The sequence below is a fragment of the Streptomyces sp. NBC_01622 genome, assembly GCF_045209635.1.
GTDB lineage: Bacteria > Actinomycetota > Actinomycetes > Streptomycetales > Streptomycetaceae > Streptomyces.
This window is the reverse complement of record NZ_CP109293.1, coordinates 9,903,399-9,922,525: the sequence shown is the minus strand read 5'-3', so window position 1 is coordinate 9,922,525 and position 19,127 is coordinate 9,903,399. Positions and strand designations below refer to the sequence as shown.

Below are 19,127 nucleotides of genomic sequence, written 5' to 3'. Positions count from 1 at the left end.
GACCTGGACGCGCCCATGATGCCTCTGACCTGCATAGATGACCAAGCGTTAGATCTTGGACTTGAACATGGTGCGCAGCATCGGACACTCCCGGGACTCGGCTCCCTGCCCGCAGTCGCGGGTCAAGGGCGGGTTTCACAGTATCCGTTGCGGTTGCCGGGTCCCCTGTGGGGGATGAATGTGGCCACAGAGGCTGGATCAGCACCTGGGAGGTACCGTGACCACCGACTCAGAGCCCCGGGTGTCGGGGCTGGAGATACGTTCCATCGACTACGTCCCCCTCAACGAGCGCCACGGCAAGCTGTGGCACCTCGGCCCCCTGTGGTTCATGTCGAACGCGCAGATCGCCACGCTGGCGGTCGGTCTGATCAGCATCACCGAGGGCGGCAACCTCATCTGGTCGCTCATCGCGATCGTCGCCGGCACCCTGCTCGGCACCTTCTTCATGGCCTTCCACTCGGCCCAGGGCCCGCAGCTCGGACTGCCGCAGATGATCCAGTCGCGGCCACAGTTCGGTTACGTGGGCGCGCTGCTGGTCTGGCTGTTCGCCTATGTGCAGTACGCGGGCTTCAACGTCTTCAACACGATCCTGGCCGGTGAGGCCCTGCACACCACGGTGCACGGCAACACCAAGATGTGGGTGGCCGTGGTCACCGTGGTCGGCTTCGTGATCGCGCTGGTGGGCTACGACGTCATCCACAAGGCGGAGCAGTTCCTGACGTACACCTTCCTGGTCGTCTTCGGGATCTTCACCGTGGGTGTGCTGGCGACCCTGCACTACCCGGCGGGCTCCTTCGACCTCGGCGGTTTCTCCTGGACGCCGTTCCTGGCCCAGTTCGGTGTGGTCGCCGGCTACCAGATCAGCTGGGCGATCTACGTCTCGGACTACTCGCGCTACCTCCCGCCGGACGTGACCGTCCGCAAGACCTTCTACTGGACCTACTTCGGTTCGGCGCTCGGCGGGGTGTGGCTGATGACGCTGGGCGCGCTGCTCGCCGCCTGGGCGGGCAAGGACTTCGACACGATCCGCTCGATCAACGCGGCGGGCGACAAGGTGTTCAGCGGCTTCGGCGCGATCGTGCTGCTCTTCGCCACGCTCGGCCTGGTGTCCGTGACCGCGCTGAACATGTACGGCGGTTCGCTGACCCTGATCAGCGCGATCGACTCGTTCAAGAGGGTCCAACCGACCGTGGGCGTAAGGGCGTTGACGATCGGGCTGACCGCCGCGCTCTCCCTGGTCGGAGCGCTGGCCGCGACCTCCGACTTCCTCACCAACTTCAACAACTTCCTCCTGCTGGTGCTCTATCTGTTCATCCCGTGGACCGCGGTCAACCTGATGGACTACTACGTGGTGCGCCGCGGTCACTACGCCATCGCGGAGATCTTCAACCCGCACGGCATCTACGGCCGTTGGGGCTGGCACGGGATCATCTCCTACCTGGTGGGCTTCGGTGTGATGGTGCCGTTCTTCTCCGTCGGCACGCTCTACGTCGGCCCCATCGCCCACGCCATGGACGGCGCCGACCTCTCCCTGTTCGTCGGGCTGCCGGTGGCCGGGCTGCTGTACTGGTCGCTGAGCCGCTCCATCGACGTGGCGGCCGAGATCCGGGTGGCCGAGGCGGAGGCCGAGGAGCTGGAGAAGGCGGCGCACGAGCACCGCGAGCCCTGACACTCCGTCAGGCGACCGCCTCCGGCTGCTGCTTCACGAACTGTGTGCGGTACAGCTCGGCATATCGGCCGTCGGCGGCGAGGAGTTCGTCGTGCGTGCCGCGTTCCACGACGCGGCCCGCCTCGACGACCAGGATCTGGTCGGCGGAGCGCACGGTGGACAGCCGGTGGGCGATCACCACGGCCGTGCGGCCCTGAAGCGCCTCCGTCAGGGCCTCCTGCACGGCGGCTTCCGAGGTGTTGTCCAGGTGCGCGGTGGCCTCGTCGAGGATGACGACGCGCTGGCGGGCCAGCAACAGGCGGGCGATCGTGAGGCGTTGGCGCTCGCCTCCGGAGAGCCGGTAGCCGCGTTCGCCGACGACCGTGTCCAGGCCGTCGGGCAGGGACCGTACGAGATCGTCGAGGCGGGAGCGGCTCAGAGCGTCCCACAACTCGTCCTCGGTGGCGGCGGGTTGGGCCAGCAGGAGGTTGGCGCGGACGGAGTCGTGGAAGAGGTGGCCGTCCTGGGTGACCATGCCGAGGGTGGCCCGCAGGGAGGCGGCGGTGAGGTCGCGGACGTCGGTCCCGCCGATGCGGACGGCACCTTCGTCGACGTCGTAGAGGCGGGGCAGGAGTTGGGCGATGGTCGACTTGCCGGCGCCGGAGGAGCCGACGAGGGCGATGGTCTGGCCGGGTTCGGCGCGGAAGGAGACGCCGTGCAGGACCTCGGCGCCGCCGCGGGCGTCGAGGGAGGCGACCTCTTCGAGTGAGGCGAGGGAGACCTTGTCGGCGGACGGGTAGGCGAAGCGGACCTCGTCGAACTCGACCGCGACCGGGCCCTCGGGGACCTCGCGGGCGTCCGGCTTCTCCTCGATCAGCGGTTTGAGATCCAGCACCTCGAAGACGCGCTCGAAGCTGACCAGGGCGCTCATCACCTCGACGCGGGCTCCGGCGAGCGAGGTGAGCGGGGCGTAGAGGCGGGTCAGGAGCAGGGCCAAGGAGACGACGGCGCCCGGCTCCAGGCTGCCGTGCAGGGCGAACCAGCCGCCGAGGCCGTAGACGAGGGCGAGGGCCAGGGCGGAGACCAGGGTCAGGGAGGTGATGAACACCGACTGGGCGGTGGCCGTGCGGACGCCGATGTCGCGGACCCGGCTCGCGCGCTCGGCGAACTCCACGGACTCCTCCTCGGGGCGGCCGAAGAGTTTGACGAGGGTGGCGCCGGGGGCGGAGAAGCGTTCGGTCATCCGGGTGCTCATCGCCGCGTTGAGCGTGGCCGCCTCGCGCTGCATGCTGGCCATCCGGCTGCCCATCCGGCGGGCCGGGACCACGAAGACCGGGAGCAGTACGAGCGCGAGCAGGGTGATCTGCCAGGACAGGGTGAGCATGACGGCCAGCGTGAGCAGCAGCGTGACGACGTTGCTGACCACTCCGGACAGGGTGTTGCTGAAGGCGCGCTGGGCGCCGATGACGTCGTTGTTGAGTCGGGAGACGAGCGCTCCCGTACGAGTACGTGTGAAGAACGCGACCGGCATGCGCTGCACATGATCGAACACAGCCGTCCGCAGATCGAGGATGAGCCCCTCCCCGAGCGCCGCGGAGAGCCGCCGCCCCAGAATCCCGAGCGCGGCCTCCGCGACCGCGATCAGGGCGATGAGCAGGGCAAGGCGTACGACGGTGCCGTCGTCGCCGCCCGACACGATCGCGTCGACGACATGCCCGGCCAGTACGGGGGTCGCGACGGCGAGCAGGGCGGTCAGCACCCCGAGCAGGACGAAGCGGGCGATCTCGCGGCGGTGCGGCCGCGCGAACTCCGCGATGCGGCGCAGCGTGGCGCGCGCGAACGGGCGGCGCTCCTGTTCTGCGGTCATGACACTGTGCAGTTGGGTCCAGGCCGTGCTCTCCATGCTCATGGGGTAGACCGTAGGACCTCAAGCGGCGTTGAGGTCAACGCGTTCGCCACAGCCTCGTGTAACGACGCGCGTAAGGAACTGTCCCCGCTGCCGCAACCCGCAGTTGTCGTGGCGCGGAGAACCTCCAGGGATGTGAGACACATCCGCGTCCGGCAGATCCTGTGCCTGCTTCCTCTGCTCCTGGTCGCCGTCGTCGCCGTACAGCACCGGTCCGTCCTTGTCGCGGGCTTCGGCCAGCTGCGGGCGGCGGAGTGGCCCTGGCTGGTGGCGGCGGCCGGTGCCACCTGTCTGACCTGGGTCGCCGCCGCGGTCACCCGGCAGGGTGCCGTGGTCGAACGGCTGCCCGCGCGGCGGCTGTTGGCCACTCAGTTCGCGGCGGGCGCGGCGAATCATCTGCTGCCCACGGGACTTGGCGCGGGTGCGGTGAACCTGCGGTTCCTGACGGTGTGCGGGCTGCCGCTGGCCCGTTCGTCGGCAGCGCTGGCACTGTTCCTGCTCGCCGAGTCGGTAGCCCGGCTGACTCTGCTCACCGGTCTGCTGATCGCCTTCCCGGACGCCCTGCGCCTGGGAACTCTCCTTCCGGCGGGGGCACTTGGTCCGCTGCTGCTGATCATCGGCGCCGTGCTGTGCGCGGCGGTCGTGGTGCTCGTCCTGGTGCGGCGGCTGCGTACCGCCGCCCTGTCGTTCCTGCGCACCGCGCTGAGCGAGGCCCGTTCCGTGCACACCCGGCCGGCCCGGGCGCTCGCACTGTGGGGCGGTTCGCTGGCGTTCCCCGCGCTCCAGGCGGCCGGACTCGTGGCCGTGGGGCAGGCGTTGGACCTGCCGGTGCCTCCCGCACAGATGGCGCTCGCCTATCTGGCGGCGACGGTCGCCGTCGCGCTGGTGCCCACACCCGGCGGGATCGGCTCGGTGGAGGCCGCGCTGATCGTGGCGCTGGTCGCGGCGGGCGGTCCGGTCGCGGTGGCCACGGCGGTGGTGCTGGCGTACCGGATCATCACGGTCTGGATCCCCATCATTCCGGGCGCGTTGACGCTCGGCGCACTGGTCCGGCTGAGAGTCATCTGATTCTCGACTCTGCCGCAACATTTTTGTAAAGCAGCATCAGCCCTGGTCGAAACGTCGACCAGGGCTGATTCTCGTTTGCCTCAACTCCCTTGTTTTACTTTTTACTTGACTATGCATGACAGCACGAGTTGACTGAAGGGCGTTGATTTGTCAGCCGAGGAGGCAGGACTGTCATGGGGGACGAGACGTTAGGCATCATCCTGGCGGGAGGCCGGGGCGAACGCGCCAAGCCGCTCACCCTCGCCTCGTCCGACTACATCCGCAGCAAGGCCCTCATCCCGTTCGTCGGCCGCTCCGTCGTCGAATGGCTCGTCGAGTCCTGCCGTGACCAGGGCATCCGCCGCTTCTACGTGATCGCCCAGGGCGCCGAGAACCACAGTCAGATCAAGCTCGTGCTCGGCCACGGCGAACGGTTCGGCGTGGAGATCCACTACTCCCGCGCCCGGCTCGACCGCTACAACGTCGGATCGGGCGCCGCCACCCTGCACAACCTCGAACAGTGGGACCTGACGGGCCGCGCCCTGGTGCTGCCGGTGGACTCCGTCTTCGAGTTCGACCTCGATGTGCTGGCCGACACGCACGACGCCGCCGACGCCGTCGTGACCGTCGCCACGGTCGGCCGTACCCCCGAGGAGATCGCCGGCAAGTACGGCGTGATGCGGACCTCCCCGGACGGACTGGTCGCGGGATTCCTGGAGAAGCCCGACCTGGACCGCGTCCACCGCGTCTTCCCCGAGACCTCGCTGCCCGCCTCCCGCAGCACCCTGCCCACCAACGCCGGGATGTACCTGGTCGACTGCGGCCGGCTGCGGCTGGCCGCGCGCAACCCCGAGATGATCCGGCTGGCCCAGCAGCGCCTGGACTGGGGCGGCGACCTGCTGCCCTGGCTGGTCGGACGCGGGCTGCCGGTCGCGGTCGCCCCCATCGACCGGCTCGGCGACCTCGGCAGCATCCCCGACTACCTCGCCACCCTCGGCGACGTGCTCGGCGGCCACTACCGCCGGATGAACCGGGCCATGGGCGAACCGACCAGCACCGACCCGCGGTACTGGATCCACGAGTCGAGCCTGCGCACCAAGGACAGCGTGACCGGCACCACCCTGGCCCAGAAGATCTCCGAGGGCAGTGTCGTCATCGGCCCCGCCGTCCGTATCGGGCGCAACGCCGAGATCGGTCCCGGAGTGAAGCTGCGCTTCAGCGACATCGGCGACGGCGTCGACGTGGACGAGGGCGCCCGGCTGAGCCGGACGGCGATCGGCGACGGCGCCGTCGTCGGGCCGTACGCCCGTATCACCGACTCGTACGTCGGCCCACTGGCCCGGGTGCACTCCGAGCGCGACAGCCCGGTCCGGCTGCTCCACTCCGCGATCGGCGAGGCCGCCGACCTGCGTCCCGGTACCCGGCTGACCGGGGTGAGCGTGTATCCGCGGCTGCGGGTGCCCGCCGTCACCGGCCTGCCCACCGGCACCCACCTGACCAGCTCCGACGACATCCTGCACTGGATCTGAGCGCGCCCCGCCAACTCCCCCGCCCTTTCCGGCTCTTCCGCAGCCCCGTGGAGATCTCGATGGACAGCCCGATCGCAGTCATAGGAGGAACCGGCCGAGTCGGCCGGCTCGTCGCCCGTCAACTGCTCGCCCGTGGCGAGAGCGTGCGGGTCATCGGCCGCAGCACCCAGCGCGCCCGGCGGCACAATCCGCCGCAGGCACAGTTCTTCGCGGCCGACGTACGCGCTCCCGCCACCGTCCGCACGCCCCTGCACGGCTGCTCGGCGGTCGTCTACATCGTGGAGCCGGGCACCGACGACGCCGGTCCCGACAGCCCCGAGACCACCCTGCACACCGGGGTCCGCCATGTCCTGGACGCCCTGCTCGCCACCTCCGGAAGCCCGCACTTCGTGCTGGTCAGCCAGCGCCATGTGACCCGCCGCGACCACCCGATGAACGCCTACGGCCGGATGCTGGACTGGCGGCTGGCCGGCGAGAACGCGGTCCGCTCCTCCGGGCTGCCGTACACGGTGATCCGCCCGGGCTGGCTGACGGACGAGCCCGGCCACGGCCATCTGCACCTGGAGCAGGGCGATGTCGGCGACGGCCGTGTGGCCCGCCCGCATGTGGCCGACGCCTGTGTCGAGGCGCTGTACTCGCCCGCCGCCCGGGGCGTGACCTTCGAGATGCGCAGCGAGGTGGGACCGGGCACCGGCTCCCCGCCCTGGGACGAACTGTTCACCGGCCTCCGCGCCGACACTCCGACCGCGGCCCGGGCCGCACTCGCCTGAGGGTGGCCACCGATGTGTACGACACTCCGACCGACTCTGCGACAGATGCCATGACAGAACAGATGACCTTGAGCCCCGAAGAGGCCACCGGCACCTACGGCGGCCATCCCTCCGACGTCACCCCCGGCCGCCCGCAGCCGCTGGGGACCACCGTCGACAGCGACGGTGTCAACTTCTCGCTCTTCTCCGAACACGCCACCCGCGTCGACCTGTTGCTCTTCGAGCACTGCGACAGCCCGCACCCCTACCGCACGATCCCGCTCCTCCCCGACCGCCACCGCAGCTTCCACTTCTGGCACTGCCACGTCCGCGGTATCGGCGCCGGCCAGGTCTACGCCTTCCGCATCGACGGACCGCGCGACCTCAGCGCGCTGGGCAGCCGGTTCGACCAGCGGAAGGTGCTGATCGACCCCTACGCGCGGGCCAACGTCAACAGCCGCTGGGAGCGCACCCACGCCATCGGCCCCGGGGACAACGTCGAGCACTGCATGCGCAGTCTGGTCGTCGACCTGGACGACTACGACTGGGAGGGCGACACCCCGCTGCACACCCCGATGGCGGAGACCGTCGTCTACGAGATGCATGTGCGCGGTCTGACCGCCTCCCCCACTTCGGAGTGCGAGCGGCCCGGCACCTTCTCCGCCGTCATCGACAAGATCCCGCATCTGCGCGAACTCGGCGTCACCGCGGTGGAGTTGCTGCCGGTCTTCGACTTCGACGAGACCCAGGTGCTGCGCACCGGCCCCGACGGCACCCCGCTGCGCAACTACTGGGGCTACGACCCCTACGGCTTCTTCGCCCCGCACACCGGCTACTGCTCCAGCCCCCATCTCGCCACGCACATCACCGAGTTCCGCGACATGGTGAAGGCCTTCCACCAGGCGGGCATCGAGGTCATCCTCGACGTGGTCTTCAACCACACCAGCGAGGGCAACGAGTTCGGGCCGACGATCAGCTTCCGGGGCGCGGCCAACGAGGCGTACTACCACCTGTGGCCCCAGGACCGCTCGCACTACATGGACTTCACCGGATGCGGCAACGCTGTCAACGCCAACCATCCGATGGTCACCAAGTTCATCGTGGAGTGCCTCGAGTACTGGGTGACCGAGCACCACATCGACGGCTTCCGCTTCGACCTCGCCTCCGAACTCTCCCGCGGCCCCCTCGGCTACGAGATGGCGGTGCCGCCGGCCCTGTGGGCGATCGAGCTGTCGCAGGTGCTGTCCGAGACGAAGATCATCGCGGAGCCGTGGGACGGCGGCGGCCTGTACCAGGTCGGCCGGTTCCCGGGGAAGCGCTGGGCGCAGTGGAACGGCCCGTTCCGCGACGACGTACGGCGGTTCGTGCGCGGCGACGCCGGCATGGTCGGCGAGGTCGCCTCCCGGCTCGGCGGCTCGGCCGACCTGTTCGCCGCCCAGGGCGAACTCCCCACCAACAGCATCAACTTCATCACCTGCCACGACGGCTTCACACTCAACGACCTGGTCAGCTACAACGCGAAGCACAACCACGCCAACGGTGAGGCCAATGCCGACGGCGCGGACGAGAACTACAGCTGGAACTGCGGAGTCGAGGGACCCACCGACGACGCCGACGTCGAATGCCTGCGGGTACGGCAGATCAAGAACCTGCTGTCCCTGCTGATGCTCAGCCGCGGGGTGCCGATGCTGCTGGCCGGCGACGAGTTCCGCAACAGCCAGGGCGGCAACAACAACGGCTACTGCCAGGACAACCAGACCTCCTGGCTCGACTGGAACCAGGCCAGGAAGGAGAAGGAGACGACCGCCTTCACCCGGCGCGTCGTCCGGCTCCGCAAGCGCTACCGCACCCTGCGCGAACCGCAGTTCTTCTCCGAACGCCTCAACTCCCGCTCCCAGCCCGACATCACCTGGCACGGCACCCGGCTCCACCAACCCGGCTGGGAGGACCCCAACGCCCGGGTGCTGGCCTGCACGTACGGCGGTTTCGACGGTGACCCGGACCTGCATCTGATCCTCAACATGTACCACCTGGGGCTCGACTTCGAGCTGCCCGACATCCCCGGCCACCACTGGCACCGCGTGCTCGACACGGCCCGCCCCGGCCCCTACGACATCCTTCCGCCCGGAGAAGAGGAGCTGGTCGCCGGTCCGACCCACCACGCCCAGGGCCGCAGCGTCGTCCTGCTCGCGTCCCTGCCCGACGAGAAGGGCACCTGAGATGAGTGCACCTGCCCAACGACGCATCCAATCCGACACGCTCGCCGGCTACATCACCTACTACAGCCCGACCGGCCGCCGCTTCGGCCTGCGCACCTCGGACGAACGGGAGTTCACGGTCCACCTGCCCGCGAACGCGGTCTCGCGCATCGTCCGCAACCTCGGCGACGACTACCGCGACACCACCGCGGACACCGCCGACATGCTGGCCGAGGGCCGCTACGTCTTCGCCTACGGCATCCTCTACGAGTGGGAGGGCGGCTCCCGGTTCGAGGCCAAGGAGATCACCTTCCCGGAGGAGACCCGCGGCCAGTACGTCTTCGAGCACCCGAACTGGTGGGTCCAACAGGCCGCCGCCATCGCCGACTTCTACCTGCGCGGCCACTTCCCCGACGGCGTCTACGACTGGCGCGGGTTCCGCACACATCTCACGCTCAGCGGCACCCATCTGCCGGACTTCGCCGGCGCGGACGTACGCCAGGAGACCGACACCATCTCCCGGCTGGTCTACGGCCTGGCCACCGCGTATCTGCTGACCGGCAAGGACCGCTTCCTGGAGGCGGCCGAGGCCGGCACCGAGTATCTGCGCGAGCACATGCGGGTGGACGACACCGCCGACGGGATCACCTACTGGTACCACGGCATCGACATCACGTCGTCCGGCCACCGCCCGGTCTTCGCCTCGGAGTTCGGCGACGACTTCGACGCGATCCCGATGTACGAGCAGATCTACGCGCTCGCCGGTCCCACCCAGACCTTCCGCATCACCGGCGACCCGCGGATCCTGCAGGACATCGACCGCACGGTCGAGCTGTTCCAGAAGTACTTCCGCGACCCCGTGCGCGGCGGGTTCTTCTCCCACCTCGACCCGATCACCCTGGACCCGAACGCCGACTCGCTGGGCCGCAACCGGTCCCGCAAGAACTGGAACTCGGTCGGCGACCACGCCCCGGCGTATCTGATCAACGCCTATCTGGCGACGGGCCGTTCGGACTTCGCGGCGCTGCTGGAGGAGACCGCGGACACCATCGTGGAGCGGTTCCCGGACGAGCCGAACAGCCCGTTCGTCCAGGAGCGCTTCCACGCCGACTGGAGCCCGGACCGCACCTGGGGCTGGCAGCAGGACCGGGCGGTCGTCGGCCACAACCTCAAGATCGCCTGGAACCTGACCCGCATCAAGTCCCTGCACGACAAGCCTGATTACGCCACGACCGCCGAGCGCATCGCCGAGATCATGCCGCCGGTGGGCAGCGACGGGCTGCGCGGCGGCTGGTACGACGTGGTCGAGCGGCAGCCCGACCCGGACAGCGGCATCCACCGCATGGTGTGGCACGACCGCAAGGCCTGGTGGCAGCAGGAGCAGGCGATCCTCGCCTATCTGATCCTGGCCGGCACCACAGGCGACCCGGAGCAGCTGCGGCTGGCGCGCGAGGCGGCGGCGTTCTACAACGCCTTCTTCCTCGACTACCAGGACGGCGGCGTCTACTTCAACGTGCTGGCGAACGGCATCCCGTACCTGTTGGGCACCGAGCGGCTCAAGGGCAGCCACGCGATGGCCGGTTACCACGCGCTGGAGCTGTGCTACCTGTCGGCCGCCTACACCGGGCTGCTGCTCAGCGACGACCCGGTCACCCTGCACTTCAAGCCGCGCCCGGAGGACCTGCCGGGCCGCGTGCTGCGGGTGGCGCCCGATCTGCTGCCGTCCGGCTCGGTGGAGCTGACCCGGGTATGGGTCGACGACCAGCCGTACCACAACTTCGACGGCAAGGACCTGACGGTCGTGCTGCCGCGCGGTGACGAACCGGTGCGGGTCCGCGTCGAGTTGGAGCCGGCCACGATGCGGCTGCGGATGCGTACCTCGTTCGACGGCGGCACCGCGCACGTCAGCTGCCACGGCGTGATCGACGCGACCGAACTGGGCAAGTTCCGCCGCGTCCTGGCCGAGGTCATGGCGGCGGCCCCGCAGCGCGTGGAGTTCCATCTGTGCGAGGTCGGGGGCATGTGCCGGCCCGCCATCAACGAGCTGCTGTTCCAGCGCACCAAGGCGGGCCTGGACGTCGACTTCGTCATCGTGGGCTGTGCACTGCCGGACGTGGCGGACGCGCTCCTCGCGACGGACGCCTTCCTGTTGGCTGGGGGTGACGAGTGCAACCATGAGTGACCTCGCGACCATCACCCTCCCATTACCCCCGACGCGCACCCCGGGGGCACCGCCGGGCACCTCCGCCGGGCTCCCCGGCTACTGCCGCGAGCTGTTCGGCGACTTCACCCGCGCCGACCAGCGGCGCTGGGGCGAGGTGTATGTGCGCGGGCTGCTGGACGTGCCCGGGCGCAAGACACCCGCCCGGATCTCCGAGCAGGTGCTCGGCAGGCGGGCCGTGCAGCAGATCCAGCAGTTCGTGAACCAGAGTCCATGGGCGTCCGCTCCCGTGCGGGGGCGGCTCGCCCGGCAGGTGGTGCGGGCCTTCCGCGCCGAGGCCTGGTCCATCGACGAGGTCGTCTTCGCCAAGAACGGCGACCGTTCGGTGGGCGTGGCCCGCCAGTACGCGGCCTCCCAGGAACGGACGGTGAACTGCCAACTGGCGCTCGCCGCCTCGCTGGTGGGCCAGGCGGGCGGGGTCCCGGTGAACTGGCGGCTGCTGCTGCCGGCCCGCTGGGACCGGGACGAGCGACTGCGCGGCCAGGCCCACGTACCGGCCCAGGAACGGTGCCGGCCGCGCTGGAGCTATGTACTGGAAGCGCTCGACGAGATGCTCGACGAGTGGTCGCTTGAGCCGCTGCCGGTGCTGGCCGACTGGCGCTGCGAGAGCGACCCGGACCCGCTGCTGCGCGGTCTGGAGGCGCGCGGCCTGGGCTATCTCGTACAGGCGGCCCCGCACACCCCGGTGCTGCTGCCCCGGCGGCAGGCCGCCACCCCGGGTATGCGCGGCACGCTCGCCGAACTCGCCGCGCACGCGGCGCGCCACGGTGAGCGGGCCTCGGTGACCTGGCACGACCCGGTGACCGAACGCATGCGGCATTCGGAGTTCGTGACCGGCCCGGTGCTGCTGCGCGCGGACCCGGCCGCGGGCACACTCCCCCGGCCGCGTCTCCTGCTCGCGGACTGGCCCTACGGCCGCTCCCGGCCGCGCGCCTACTGGCTGACGAACCTCCCGGCCCGCCGGCTGGCGGAGATCGTGCCGCTGGCGCAGTTGCGGCGGTTCGCCGAGGGGGCGCTCGGCCGGATGCACGAGGAGTTCGGGCTCGGCGACTTCGAGGGCCGCTCCTTCCGGGGCTGGCACCACCATGTGACGCTGGCCTCGGCCGCGCTCGGCTACGACATGGTGCGCCAGCAGGCGGACGAGAGAGCCCTGAGCCGCCCGCGTGCCTGAACCCGCACCCCACGGCGGCCCCGTACGGATACGTCCGTACGGGGCCGCCGTGCGCTCACTTCTGCCAGCCGACCCGGCTGAAGTCGACGTCGCCGAGTCCCGGCACCCCGTAGTTGGCCAGGCCCTTGCGCACGGCGAGGATCTGGGGGCGCTGGTAGAGCTCGATGTCGTGGCCGAGCCGCCAGATCTCGGCGTCCGCCCGGTCGTAGAGCCGCTGGGCGGTCCGCTCGTCGAGGGCGCCGACGGCCTGGCCGAGGAGCTGGTCGACCCGCGCCGATCCGACGCCGCCGTAGTTCTGGTAGGGCTGTCCCGCTGTGGGGCGGCGGTAGATGGCGTAGGCGGAGCTCGGGTACGTCAGGCCGGTGAAGCGGAAGATGGCGAGGTCGAAGTTGCCCTTCTCCAGGTACTGCGGCGCGTAGGCGGACGCGGGCACCTTCTGGATGTCGACCCGGATGCCGGCCTGGGCGAGCATGTGCTGGACGAGCTGGGCGAGGTCCTCGCCGAGCCGGTTGGTGCCCCCGCTGAGCACGAAGCGGAGGGTGAGGCTGCGGCCGTTCTTGACGCGGGTCTCGCCGGCGCCCGGGCTCTTCCAGCCGGCGGCGTCCAGGGCCTCTTCGGCGGCCTTGAGGTCGTAGGTGCCGTAGGGGCGGGAGTTGTCGGTGTATCCGGGCTGGTTGGTCATGAAGAAGTGGTTGCCGAGCAACGGCACCTTCACCGGGAGGCCTTCGGCCGCGACATCGGCCAACGCGGGGCGATCGACGGCCTGTTGGACCGCGTTGCGTACCGTTCGGTCGGCGAGCGGGCCGCCCGCGCCGTTGAGGGTGATGTGCACCTCGTCCCAGGCGGAGCCGATCCGGATCTCGCTGTCTTGTGCGTTCTTCAACTGGGCGTAGGCCTCGCTGGTGGCCGCGTTGACCGCGTCGACCTCGCCGTTCAGGAAGGCCTGGAGGGCGGCGTCGGCGTCGAGGACGCGGAAGACGATCCGGTCGAGCCGGGGTTGGGTGCCCCACCAACGGGGGTCGGGGACGAGGGTGAGGGTCTGCGCGGTCCGGTCGACCGAGGCGAGCTTGAACGGGCCCGCGCTGATGGGCAGTTGGCCCCGCCAGCCCGAGTTGAAGCGCTGCGGGGTGTCGTAGGCGGCGGCCGGGAAGAGCGGGGTGAACAGCCTGCGCCAGTCGGCGTACGGCTGCTTGAAGGTGATCCGCACCTCGTGCGCGCCGGCGCCCTGGCGTACGCCGGCGATACGGTCGTAGCCGCTGGTGTCGGCGACCAGGTAGCGCTGGTCGGCGCCGCCGAGCGCGTGCCACTGGGCGGCGAAGTCCCGCCAGCTCAGGGCCGTTCCGTCGGACCAGCGGGCCTTCGGGTTCAGCCGGTAGGTGACGACCTGGGGCGAGGTGCCGGTGACGGACGCGGAGAGCAGGTACTCCGGCACCGCGTGCGGGACGCCCTTGGCGTCGCGGGCGAAGAGCCGGGGCTCGGTCATGCTGTCGACGGTCCACACGTCGTCCAGGGCGCCGTCGACATGGTCGAAGTTGAACTGCGTGATCATCTGCGACATCGGCAGGGTCAGCGTGCCGCCCGCGCGGAGGGCGTCCGAGGGCTGGGCGTTGATGTCGTAGGTGCCGTAGGTCGGCAGCGCCGGACGGCGGGCGGGGCCCGGGGAACCGGAGCAGCCGGCCACGGCCAGGAGGACGAGCGTGCACACCAGCGAGCGCGCGAGCCGGCCCCGTAATCGCTCCACCCTACGGCCCTCCCAGTACGGACGAACCGTCAACTGCCCGAACTGTCCTGCGCATTGCGGAGCCGGAGCTTAACATCACGATGTGTCACCCATATGAAGCGGAACGAGGGCCCATGCTCTCCCTGGTCGTCAGGCGCCTGGTCCACTGCACGATCCTCTTCCTCACCTCCGTCGTCCTCACCTACGCGCTCGCCTCGACCGCGCTCGATCCGCGCGCCTACTTCGAGGGCCGTCAGCCGCCTCCGCCCGCCCGGGTCGTCGACGCGGAGCTGGCCCGGCTGGGCATGGACGACCGCGCTCCGCTGCCGGAGCGCTTCGCGCACTGGGCGGGGCGGGCCGTCCACGGCGACCTGGGCCTGACCATCGACGGGGAGTCCGTGGACGCCGAGTTCGGCCGCCGGGTCGGGGTGTCGGTGCGACTGCTGCTGGTGGGCACCCTGGTGGGTACGGCGGTGGGGGTGCTGGCCGGAGTGTGGGCGGCGGTCCGCCACCGCCGGCCGGGCGACCGGATCCTGACGGTGTTCTCGTTCGCGGTGCTGTGCGTGCCCACGTTCGTGCTGGCGCTGCTGCTGAAGACCGGCGCCCTGGCGGTCAACCGGGCCGCCGGGAGCCAGGTCATCCTCTACACGGGCGAGCACACACCGGGACTGCAGGGCGACTGGACCGCCCAACTGCGGGACACCGCGGCCCACTTGCTGCTGCCGGCGATCTGTGTGGCGATCCCCGCGATCGCCTCCTACAGCCGCTACCAGCGCGCCGCCACCCTCGACGTGCTGGGCGCCGACCATCTGCGCACCGCCCGGGCCAAGGGGCTCACCCCGGGCCGTGCGCTGCTGCGGCACGGGCTGCGGATCTCGCTCGTCCCGGTGTCGGTGTTCTTCTCCTTCGGGATGCTGACCCTGTTCACCGGTGCCGTGTTCACCGAGGCGGTCTTCGGCTGGCCCGGCATGGGCAGTTGGCTCGTCGACTCGGTACAGAAGGGCGATGTGAACTCGGTGGTGGCCGTCAACATCTTCGCCGCGGCCGTCGTCCTGCTCGCCGGACTGGTCGCCGACGTCCTGCACGCACTGCTCGATCCCCGGGTACGGCAGCCATGAGGGCCGGCGGACGGGGGCGCGCGGTACTGCGCCGGACGGTACGGCGGCCGGGGGCACTGTGCGGGCTCGCGGTCCTGCTGGTGCTGTTCGCCCTGGCGTTCGTGGGGCCGTACCTCAGCCCGTGGACGCACACGGACGTCGACTACACGGCGCTGCGGCAGCCGCCGGACGCGCGGCACTGGATGGGCACCAACCGGATCGGGCAGGACGTCTTCGCCCAGGTGGTGCGGGGACTGCAGAAGTCGCTGCTGATCGGGCTCCTCGTCGCGGTGTTCTCGACCGGGCTCGCCGCGGTGGTGGGTGCCTGCGCGGGCTACTTCGGCGGCTGGACGGACCGGGTGCTGATGTTCGTCGTCGACCTCATGCTCGTCCTCCCCGCCTTCCTCGTGCTGTCCGTGGCCGCGCCCCGGCTGCGCGACCGGAGCTGGATCGCGCTGGTCGGACTGCTGGCGCTGCTGGGCTGGATGGTCACCGCGCGGGCGGTGCGCGGGATGACCCGGTCACTGAAGGAGCGTCAGTTCGTGGTGGTGGCACGGCTGATGGGGGTCTCGCCGGTACGGATCCTGTGGCGGCACGTGCTGCCGCACACGGCGTCGTTCCTCATCACGGACGCGACGCTGGCCGTGGGCGCGGCGGTGATCAGCGAGACCGGGCTGTCGTACTTCGGTCTGGGAGTGCAGCCCCCGGACGTGTCCCTCGGCACGCTGATCGCGGACGCGACGGATGTGGCCCTGGTGTATCCGTGGATGTTCTTCTTCCCCACGGGGCTGCTGATCGCGTTCGTGCTGGCCGTCAATCTCGTCGGCGGCGCCCTGCGGGACGCGCTCGATCCGGCGACGGCGGACGGCGTCGCACCGTCGCGCGCCACCGTGTCGACGGGGGTGTCCGGGTGAACGCCGTCCTGGAGGTCCGTGACCTGACGGTCGCCGTCGGCGCCGGGCGACAGCCGCCGGTGCCCGTGGTACGAGGCGTCGATCTCACCCTCCGCCGCGGTGAAGTACTGGGCCTGGTGGGCGAGTCGGGGACGGGCAAGACCCTGACCGCACTCTCCCTCCTGGGGCTCGCGCCGCCGGACGCACGGGTGGCCGGATCGGTACGGCTGCTGGGCGAGGAGCTACTGGGGCTGCCGGAGCGGGAGTTGGCACGGTTGCGCGGGCGCCGCATCGCCATGGTCTTCCAGGACCCGCTGCACGCCTTCACCCCGGTGCGGCGGGTCGGCGACCAGCTCGCGGAGGCGGTGCGCATCCACCAACGGCCGCGCCCGCGCCGGGAGTCGGCGCTGCGCCGGGCGGTGGAGCTGCTGGACTTCGTCGGGGTGCCGGAGCCGTCACGGGCCGCGCGGGCCTACCCGCACCAGTTGTCCGGGGGGATGCTGCAACGGGCGGTGATCGCGATGGCGATGGCCAACGGCCCCGATGTCCTGGTCGCGGACGAGCCCACCAGCGCGCTCGATGTCACCGTGCAGGCCCAGGTGCTGGACGCGCTCGCCGACGCCCGCCGGGAGACCGGCGCGGCCCTGCTGCTGGTCACGCACGACCTCGGTGTGGTCGCGGGCACGGCGGACCGGGTCGCCGTGCTGTACGCGGGCCGGGTGGTGGAGACGGGCCCGGTCGAGGCGGTACTCACCCGGCCCCGGATGCCCTACACGGTCGGACTCGTCGGCTCGGTACCCCGGGCCGACGCCCGCGTCCCCCTCACCCCGATACCGGGAACGGCCCCGCCGCCGGGCACGGTTGGCCCCGGCTGCGCCTTCGCGCCCCGCTGCCCGCTGGCCCAGCCGGAGTGCGAAACCGCCGACATCCCCCTCTTGGGCGTGGACAGCCCGTCCCGGGCGGGCCTCGCCGGACCCGCCAGCCACGAGGCGGCCTGCCGACGCATCCCCGTGGTCATCCACCGGACGGCTACGGGACTTTTTCCACCGGGCGGGGCGGCGGCTGACGTGGGCGGGGTGCGGTCCGGACCGGGCGCAGCCGACGCAGGCGGGCGGCACGCCGAACCGGGTGCGGCATCGATTGACGCGAGTGGGAGGCGAGACGGACCGAGCGCGGCATCGGCCGACACAGGCGGGCGGCACGCCGGACCAGGTACGTCAGCGGCTGACGCCGGCGGGCGGTGGGCCGGACCAGGCGGGACATCGGCCGACGCAGGCGCACGGCATGCCGGACCAGGTGCGGCATCGATCGACGCAAGCTGGAAGTGGGCCGGACCGGGCGGGGCATCAACTGACGCAAGCGGGAGGCGAGACGGACCGGATACGTCACCAACTGACGCCGGCGGGAGGCACGCCGGACCAGGTACGTCACCGGCTGACGCCGGCGGGCGGTGGGCCGGACCAGGCGGAGCCTCAGCCGTCGTGCGCGGGAAGCATGCCGGACCGGGCGAGGCGCGCGGCGTCCACCGCTCGGCGTCAACCGCGCCGGGAGAGCGACCCTCGGCACCGGGCAAAGGACCCACCACTCCAGGCGAGCGGCCTGCACCCCCAGGCGATGGGAGGCACGTCCCAGACGAGCGGCCCTCGACAGCGGGCAAAGCGCCCACGGCCCCGGGCGAACCACCCGCACCACCAAGCAAGAGGCCAGCCACCCCAGGCCAAGGCCACATCACGCCCGGCGGAAGACACGCCCTCCCAGGAGAAGGGCGCGCCGGTACGCACCCCGGCCACGCGCTCCCAAGTGCCCCGCAACCAGCGCCGTTTCCCCTGTCCCGCCCCGGCCCGGTCACTCCCGAGGTCGTGCTCCGGGTCTCCGGTCTCGCCAAGACATACGTGCCCGTCAGCGGTCGGCGTCGCCGTGAGCGGGCGGTGCGGGCGGTCGAGGAGGTCGATCTGGAGGTGTGTCGCGGGGAGACCCTCGCGCTGGTCGGTGAGTCCGGGGCCGGGAAGTCGACGGCGCTGATGGAGATCGTGTCGCTGGCCGCCCCGGAGGCGGGGACCGTGGAGATCCTCGGGCAGGACGTCGCGCGGTTGAGCCGGCGGACCGCGCGGCTGCTGCGCGGTGCCGTGCAGATCGTGCCGCAGGACCCCATGTCGAGTCTGGATCCGCGGATGCCGGTGGGCGACATCGTCGCCGAGCCGTTGTACGCCCGGCGGGTGCCACGGGACGTCGTAGCGGCGCGGATTCCGCGGTTGCTCGCGCAGGTGGGGCTGGATCCGGCGGACGCGGAACGCTATCCGCATCGGTTCTCCGGGGGTCAGCGTCAGCGGGTCGCCATCGCGCGGGCCCTGGCCGTGGACCCCGCGCTGTTGCTGCTCGACGAGCCGGTGTCCGCGCTGGACGTGTCCGTGCAGGCCCAGATCCTGGATCTGTTGCTGCGGCTCAAGCGGGAGTTGGGGCCGGCGTATCTGCTGGTGTCGCACGATCTGGCGGTGGTCCGGCAGATCGCCGACCGGGTGTGCGTGATGTATGCCGGACGGGTCGTGGAAACGGGGCCCGTCGCCGAGGTGTTCGGCGGGCCCCGCCATCCCTACGCGCGGGCGCTGCTGTCGGCCGTCCCGCTGCCGGACCCGGTCGCCGAGCGCGCCCGGCGCCGGATCGTGCTGCCCGGTGAACCCCCGGCCGGGGCGCCGCTCGTCGCGGGGTGCCGTTTCCGGCCCCGCTGTCCCGTCGCCGCGGCCCTCCCGGCGGCTCGGCGGCTGCGCTGCGAGACCGAGATCCCGCGGCAGTCGCAGGTCACTCCGGCCGGCAACCATACGGTGGCGTGCCACTTCCCGCACCGGGGACTGCCCTGGGAGCAGACACGGACAGACCGGGGGACGACCGGCCGGCCTTGGAGCGAGCCGCCGGACCGTCCGCCGGTCCGCTGAGCCTCCTGTGCCGTTGTC

The 19,127-nt window shown here is 71.0% G+C and carries 12 protein-coding genes; 10 read left to right on the top strand and 2 right to left on the bottom strand.

Features of this window, described 5'->3' with window-relative positions; all coding sequences use genetic code 11:
* The first annotated feature begins 217 nt into the window (after positions 1-217).
* Positions 218-1,669 (top strand): purine-cytosine permease family protein, encoded by a 1,452-nt coding sequence (locus tag OH768_RS45975; RefSeq protein ID WP_406462808.1) that lies wholly within the window; start codon positions 218-220, stop codon positions 1,667-1,669.
* 7 nt (positions 1,670-1,676) lie between these two features.
* Here the strand turns inward: OH768_RS45975 and OH768_RS45970 are convergent, their stop codons facing one another.
* Entirely contained in the window at positions 1,677-3,551 is a 1,875-nt protein-coding gene (locus tag OH768_RS45970; protein ID WP_406465707.1) for an ABC transporter ATP-binding protein, read from the bottom strand.
* A gap of 138 nt (positions 3,552-3,689) precedes the next feature.
* Here OH768_RS45970 and OH768_RS45965 point away from each other — a divergent pair, with 138 nt between their 5' ends.
* The 6 genes from OH768_RS45965 to OH768_RS45940 all read left to right on the top strand — a co-directional run bounded on the left by OH768_RS45965 (position 3,690) and on the right by OH768_RS45940 (position 12,469).
* Positions 3,690-4,622 (top strand): YbhN family protein, encoded by a 933-nt coding sequence (locus tag OH768_RS45965; RefSeq protein WP_406462806.1) that lies wholly within the window; start codon positions 3,690-3,692, stop codon positions 4,620-4,622.
* Between the two features lie 173 nt (positions 4,623-4,795).
* The gene (locus tag OH768_RS45960) at positions 4,796-6,130 is read left to right on the top strand and encodes a sugar phosphate nucleotidyltransferase (RefSeq protein WP_406462805.1); all 1,335 of its coding nucleotides are present in this window, start codon (positions 4,796-4,798) and stop codon (positions 6,128-6,130) included.
* A 59-nt stretch (positions 6,131-6,189) separates the two neighbouring features.
* The gene (locus tag OH768_RS45955) at positions 6,190-6,900 is read left to right on the top strand and encodes an NAD(P)H-binding protein (RefSeq protein WP_406462804.1); all 711 of its coding nucleotides are present in this window, start codon (positions 6,190-6,192) and stop codon (positions 6,898-6,900) included.
* A gap of 50 nt (positions 6,901-6,950) precedes the next feature.
* On the top strand, positions 6,951-9,098 hold the full coding sequence (gene glgX / locus OH768_RS45950; protein ID WP_406462803.1) for a glycogen debranching protein GlgX: 2,148 nt from the start codon (positions 6,951-6,953) through the stop codon (positions 9,096-9,098).
* A 1-nt stretch (position 9,099) separates the two neighbouring features.
* Positions 9,100-11,259 (top strand): AGE family epimerase/isomerase, encoded by a 2,160-nt coding sequence (locus OH768_RS45945; RefSeq protein WP_406462802.1) that lies wholly within the window; start codon positions 9,100-9,102, stop codon positions 11,257-11,259.
* Entirely contained in the window at positions 11,252-12,469 is a 1,218-nt protein-coding gene (locus OH768_RS45940) for an IS701 family transposase (protein WP_406462801.1), read from the top strand. Before OH768_RS45945 ends, OH768_RS45940 begins: the two co-directional genes overlap by 8 nt.
* Positions 12,470-12,524: 55 nt before the next feature.
* Here OH768_RS45940 and OH768_RS45935 read toward each other — a convergent pair whose 3' ends face one another.
* Positions 12,525-14,210, bottom strand: coding sequence for an ABC transporter family substrate-binding protein (locus OH768_RS45935; protein WP_406462800.1), 1,686 nt, complete (start codon positions 14,208-14,210; stop codon positions 12,525-12,527).
* Between the two features lie 113 nt (positions 14,211-14,323).
* On the opposite strand from OH768_RS45935, the gene OH768_RS45930 reads away from it, so the two are divergent.
* Genes OH768_RS45930 through OH768_RS45920 form a run of 3 tightly spaced genes read left to right on the top strand, consistent with a single transcriptional unit; the run spans position 14,324 to position 19,109 of the window.
* Positions 14,324-15,307, top strand: coding sequence for an ABC transporter permease (locus tag OH768_RS45930; RefSeq protein WP_406462798.1), 984 nt, complete (start codon positions 14,324-14,326; stop codon positions 15,305-15,307).
* Positions 15,304-16,200 (top strand): ABC transporter permease, encoded by an 897-nt coding sequence (locus OH768_RS45925; RefSeq protein WP_406462796.1) that lies wholly within the window; start codon positions 15,304-15,306, stop codon positions 16,198-16,200. The genes OH768_RS45930 and OH768_RS45925 overlap by 4 nt, the downstream gene beginning before the upstream one ends.
* Positions 16,197-19,109: a dipeptide ABC transporter ATP-binding protein gene (locus tag OH768_RS45920; protein WP_406462795.1), complete on the top strand. Its 2,913-nt coding sequence runs from the start codon at positions 16,197-16,199 to the stop codon at positions 19,107-19,109. Before OH768_RS45925 ends, OH768_RS45920 begins: the two co-directional genes overlap by 4 nt.
* The last annotated feature ends 18 nt before the right edge of the window (positions 19,110-19,127 follow it).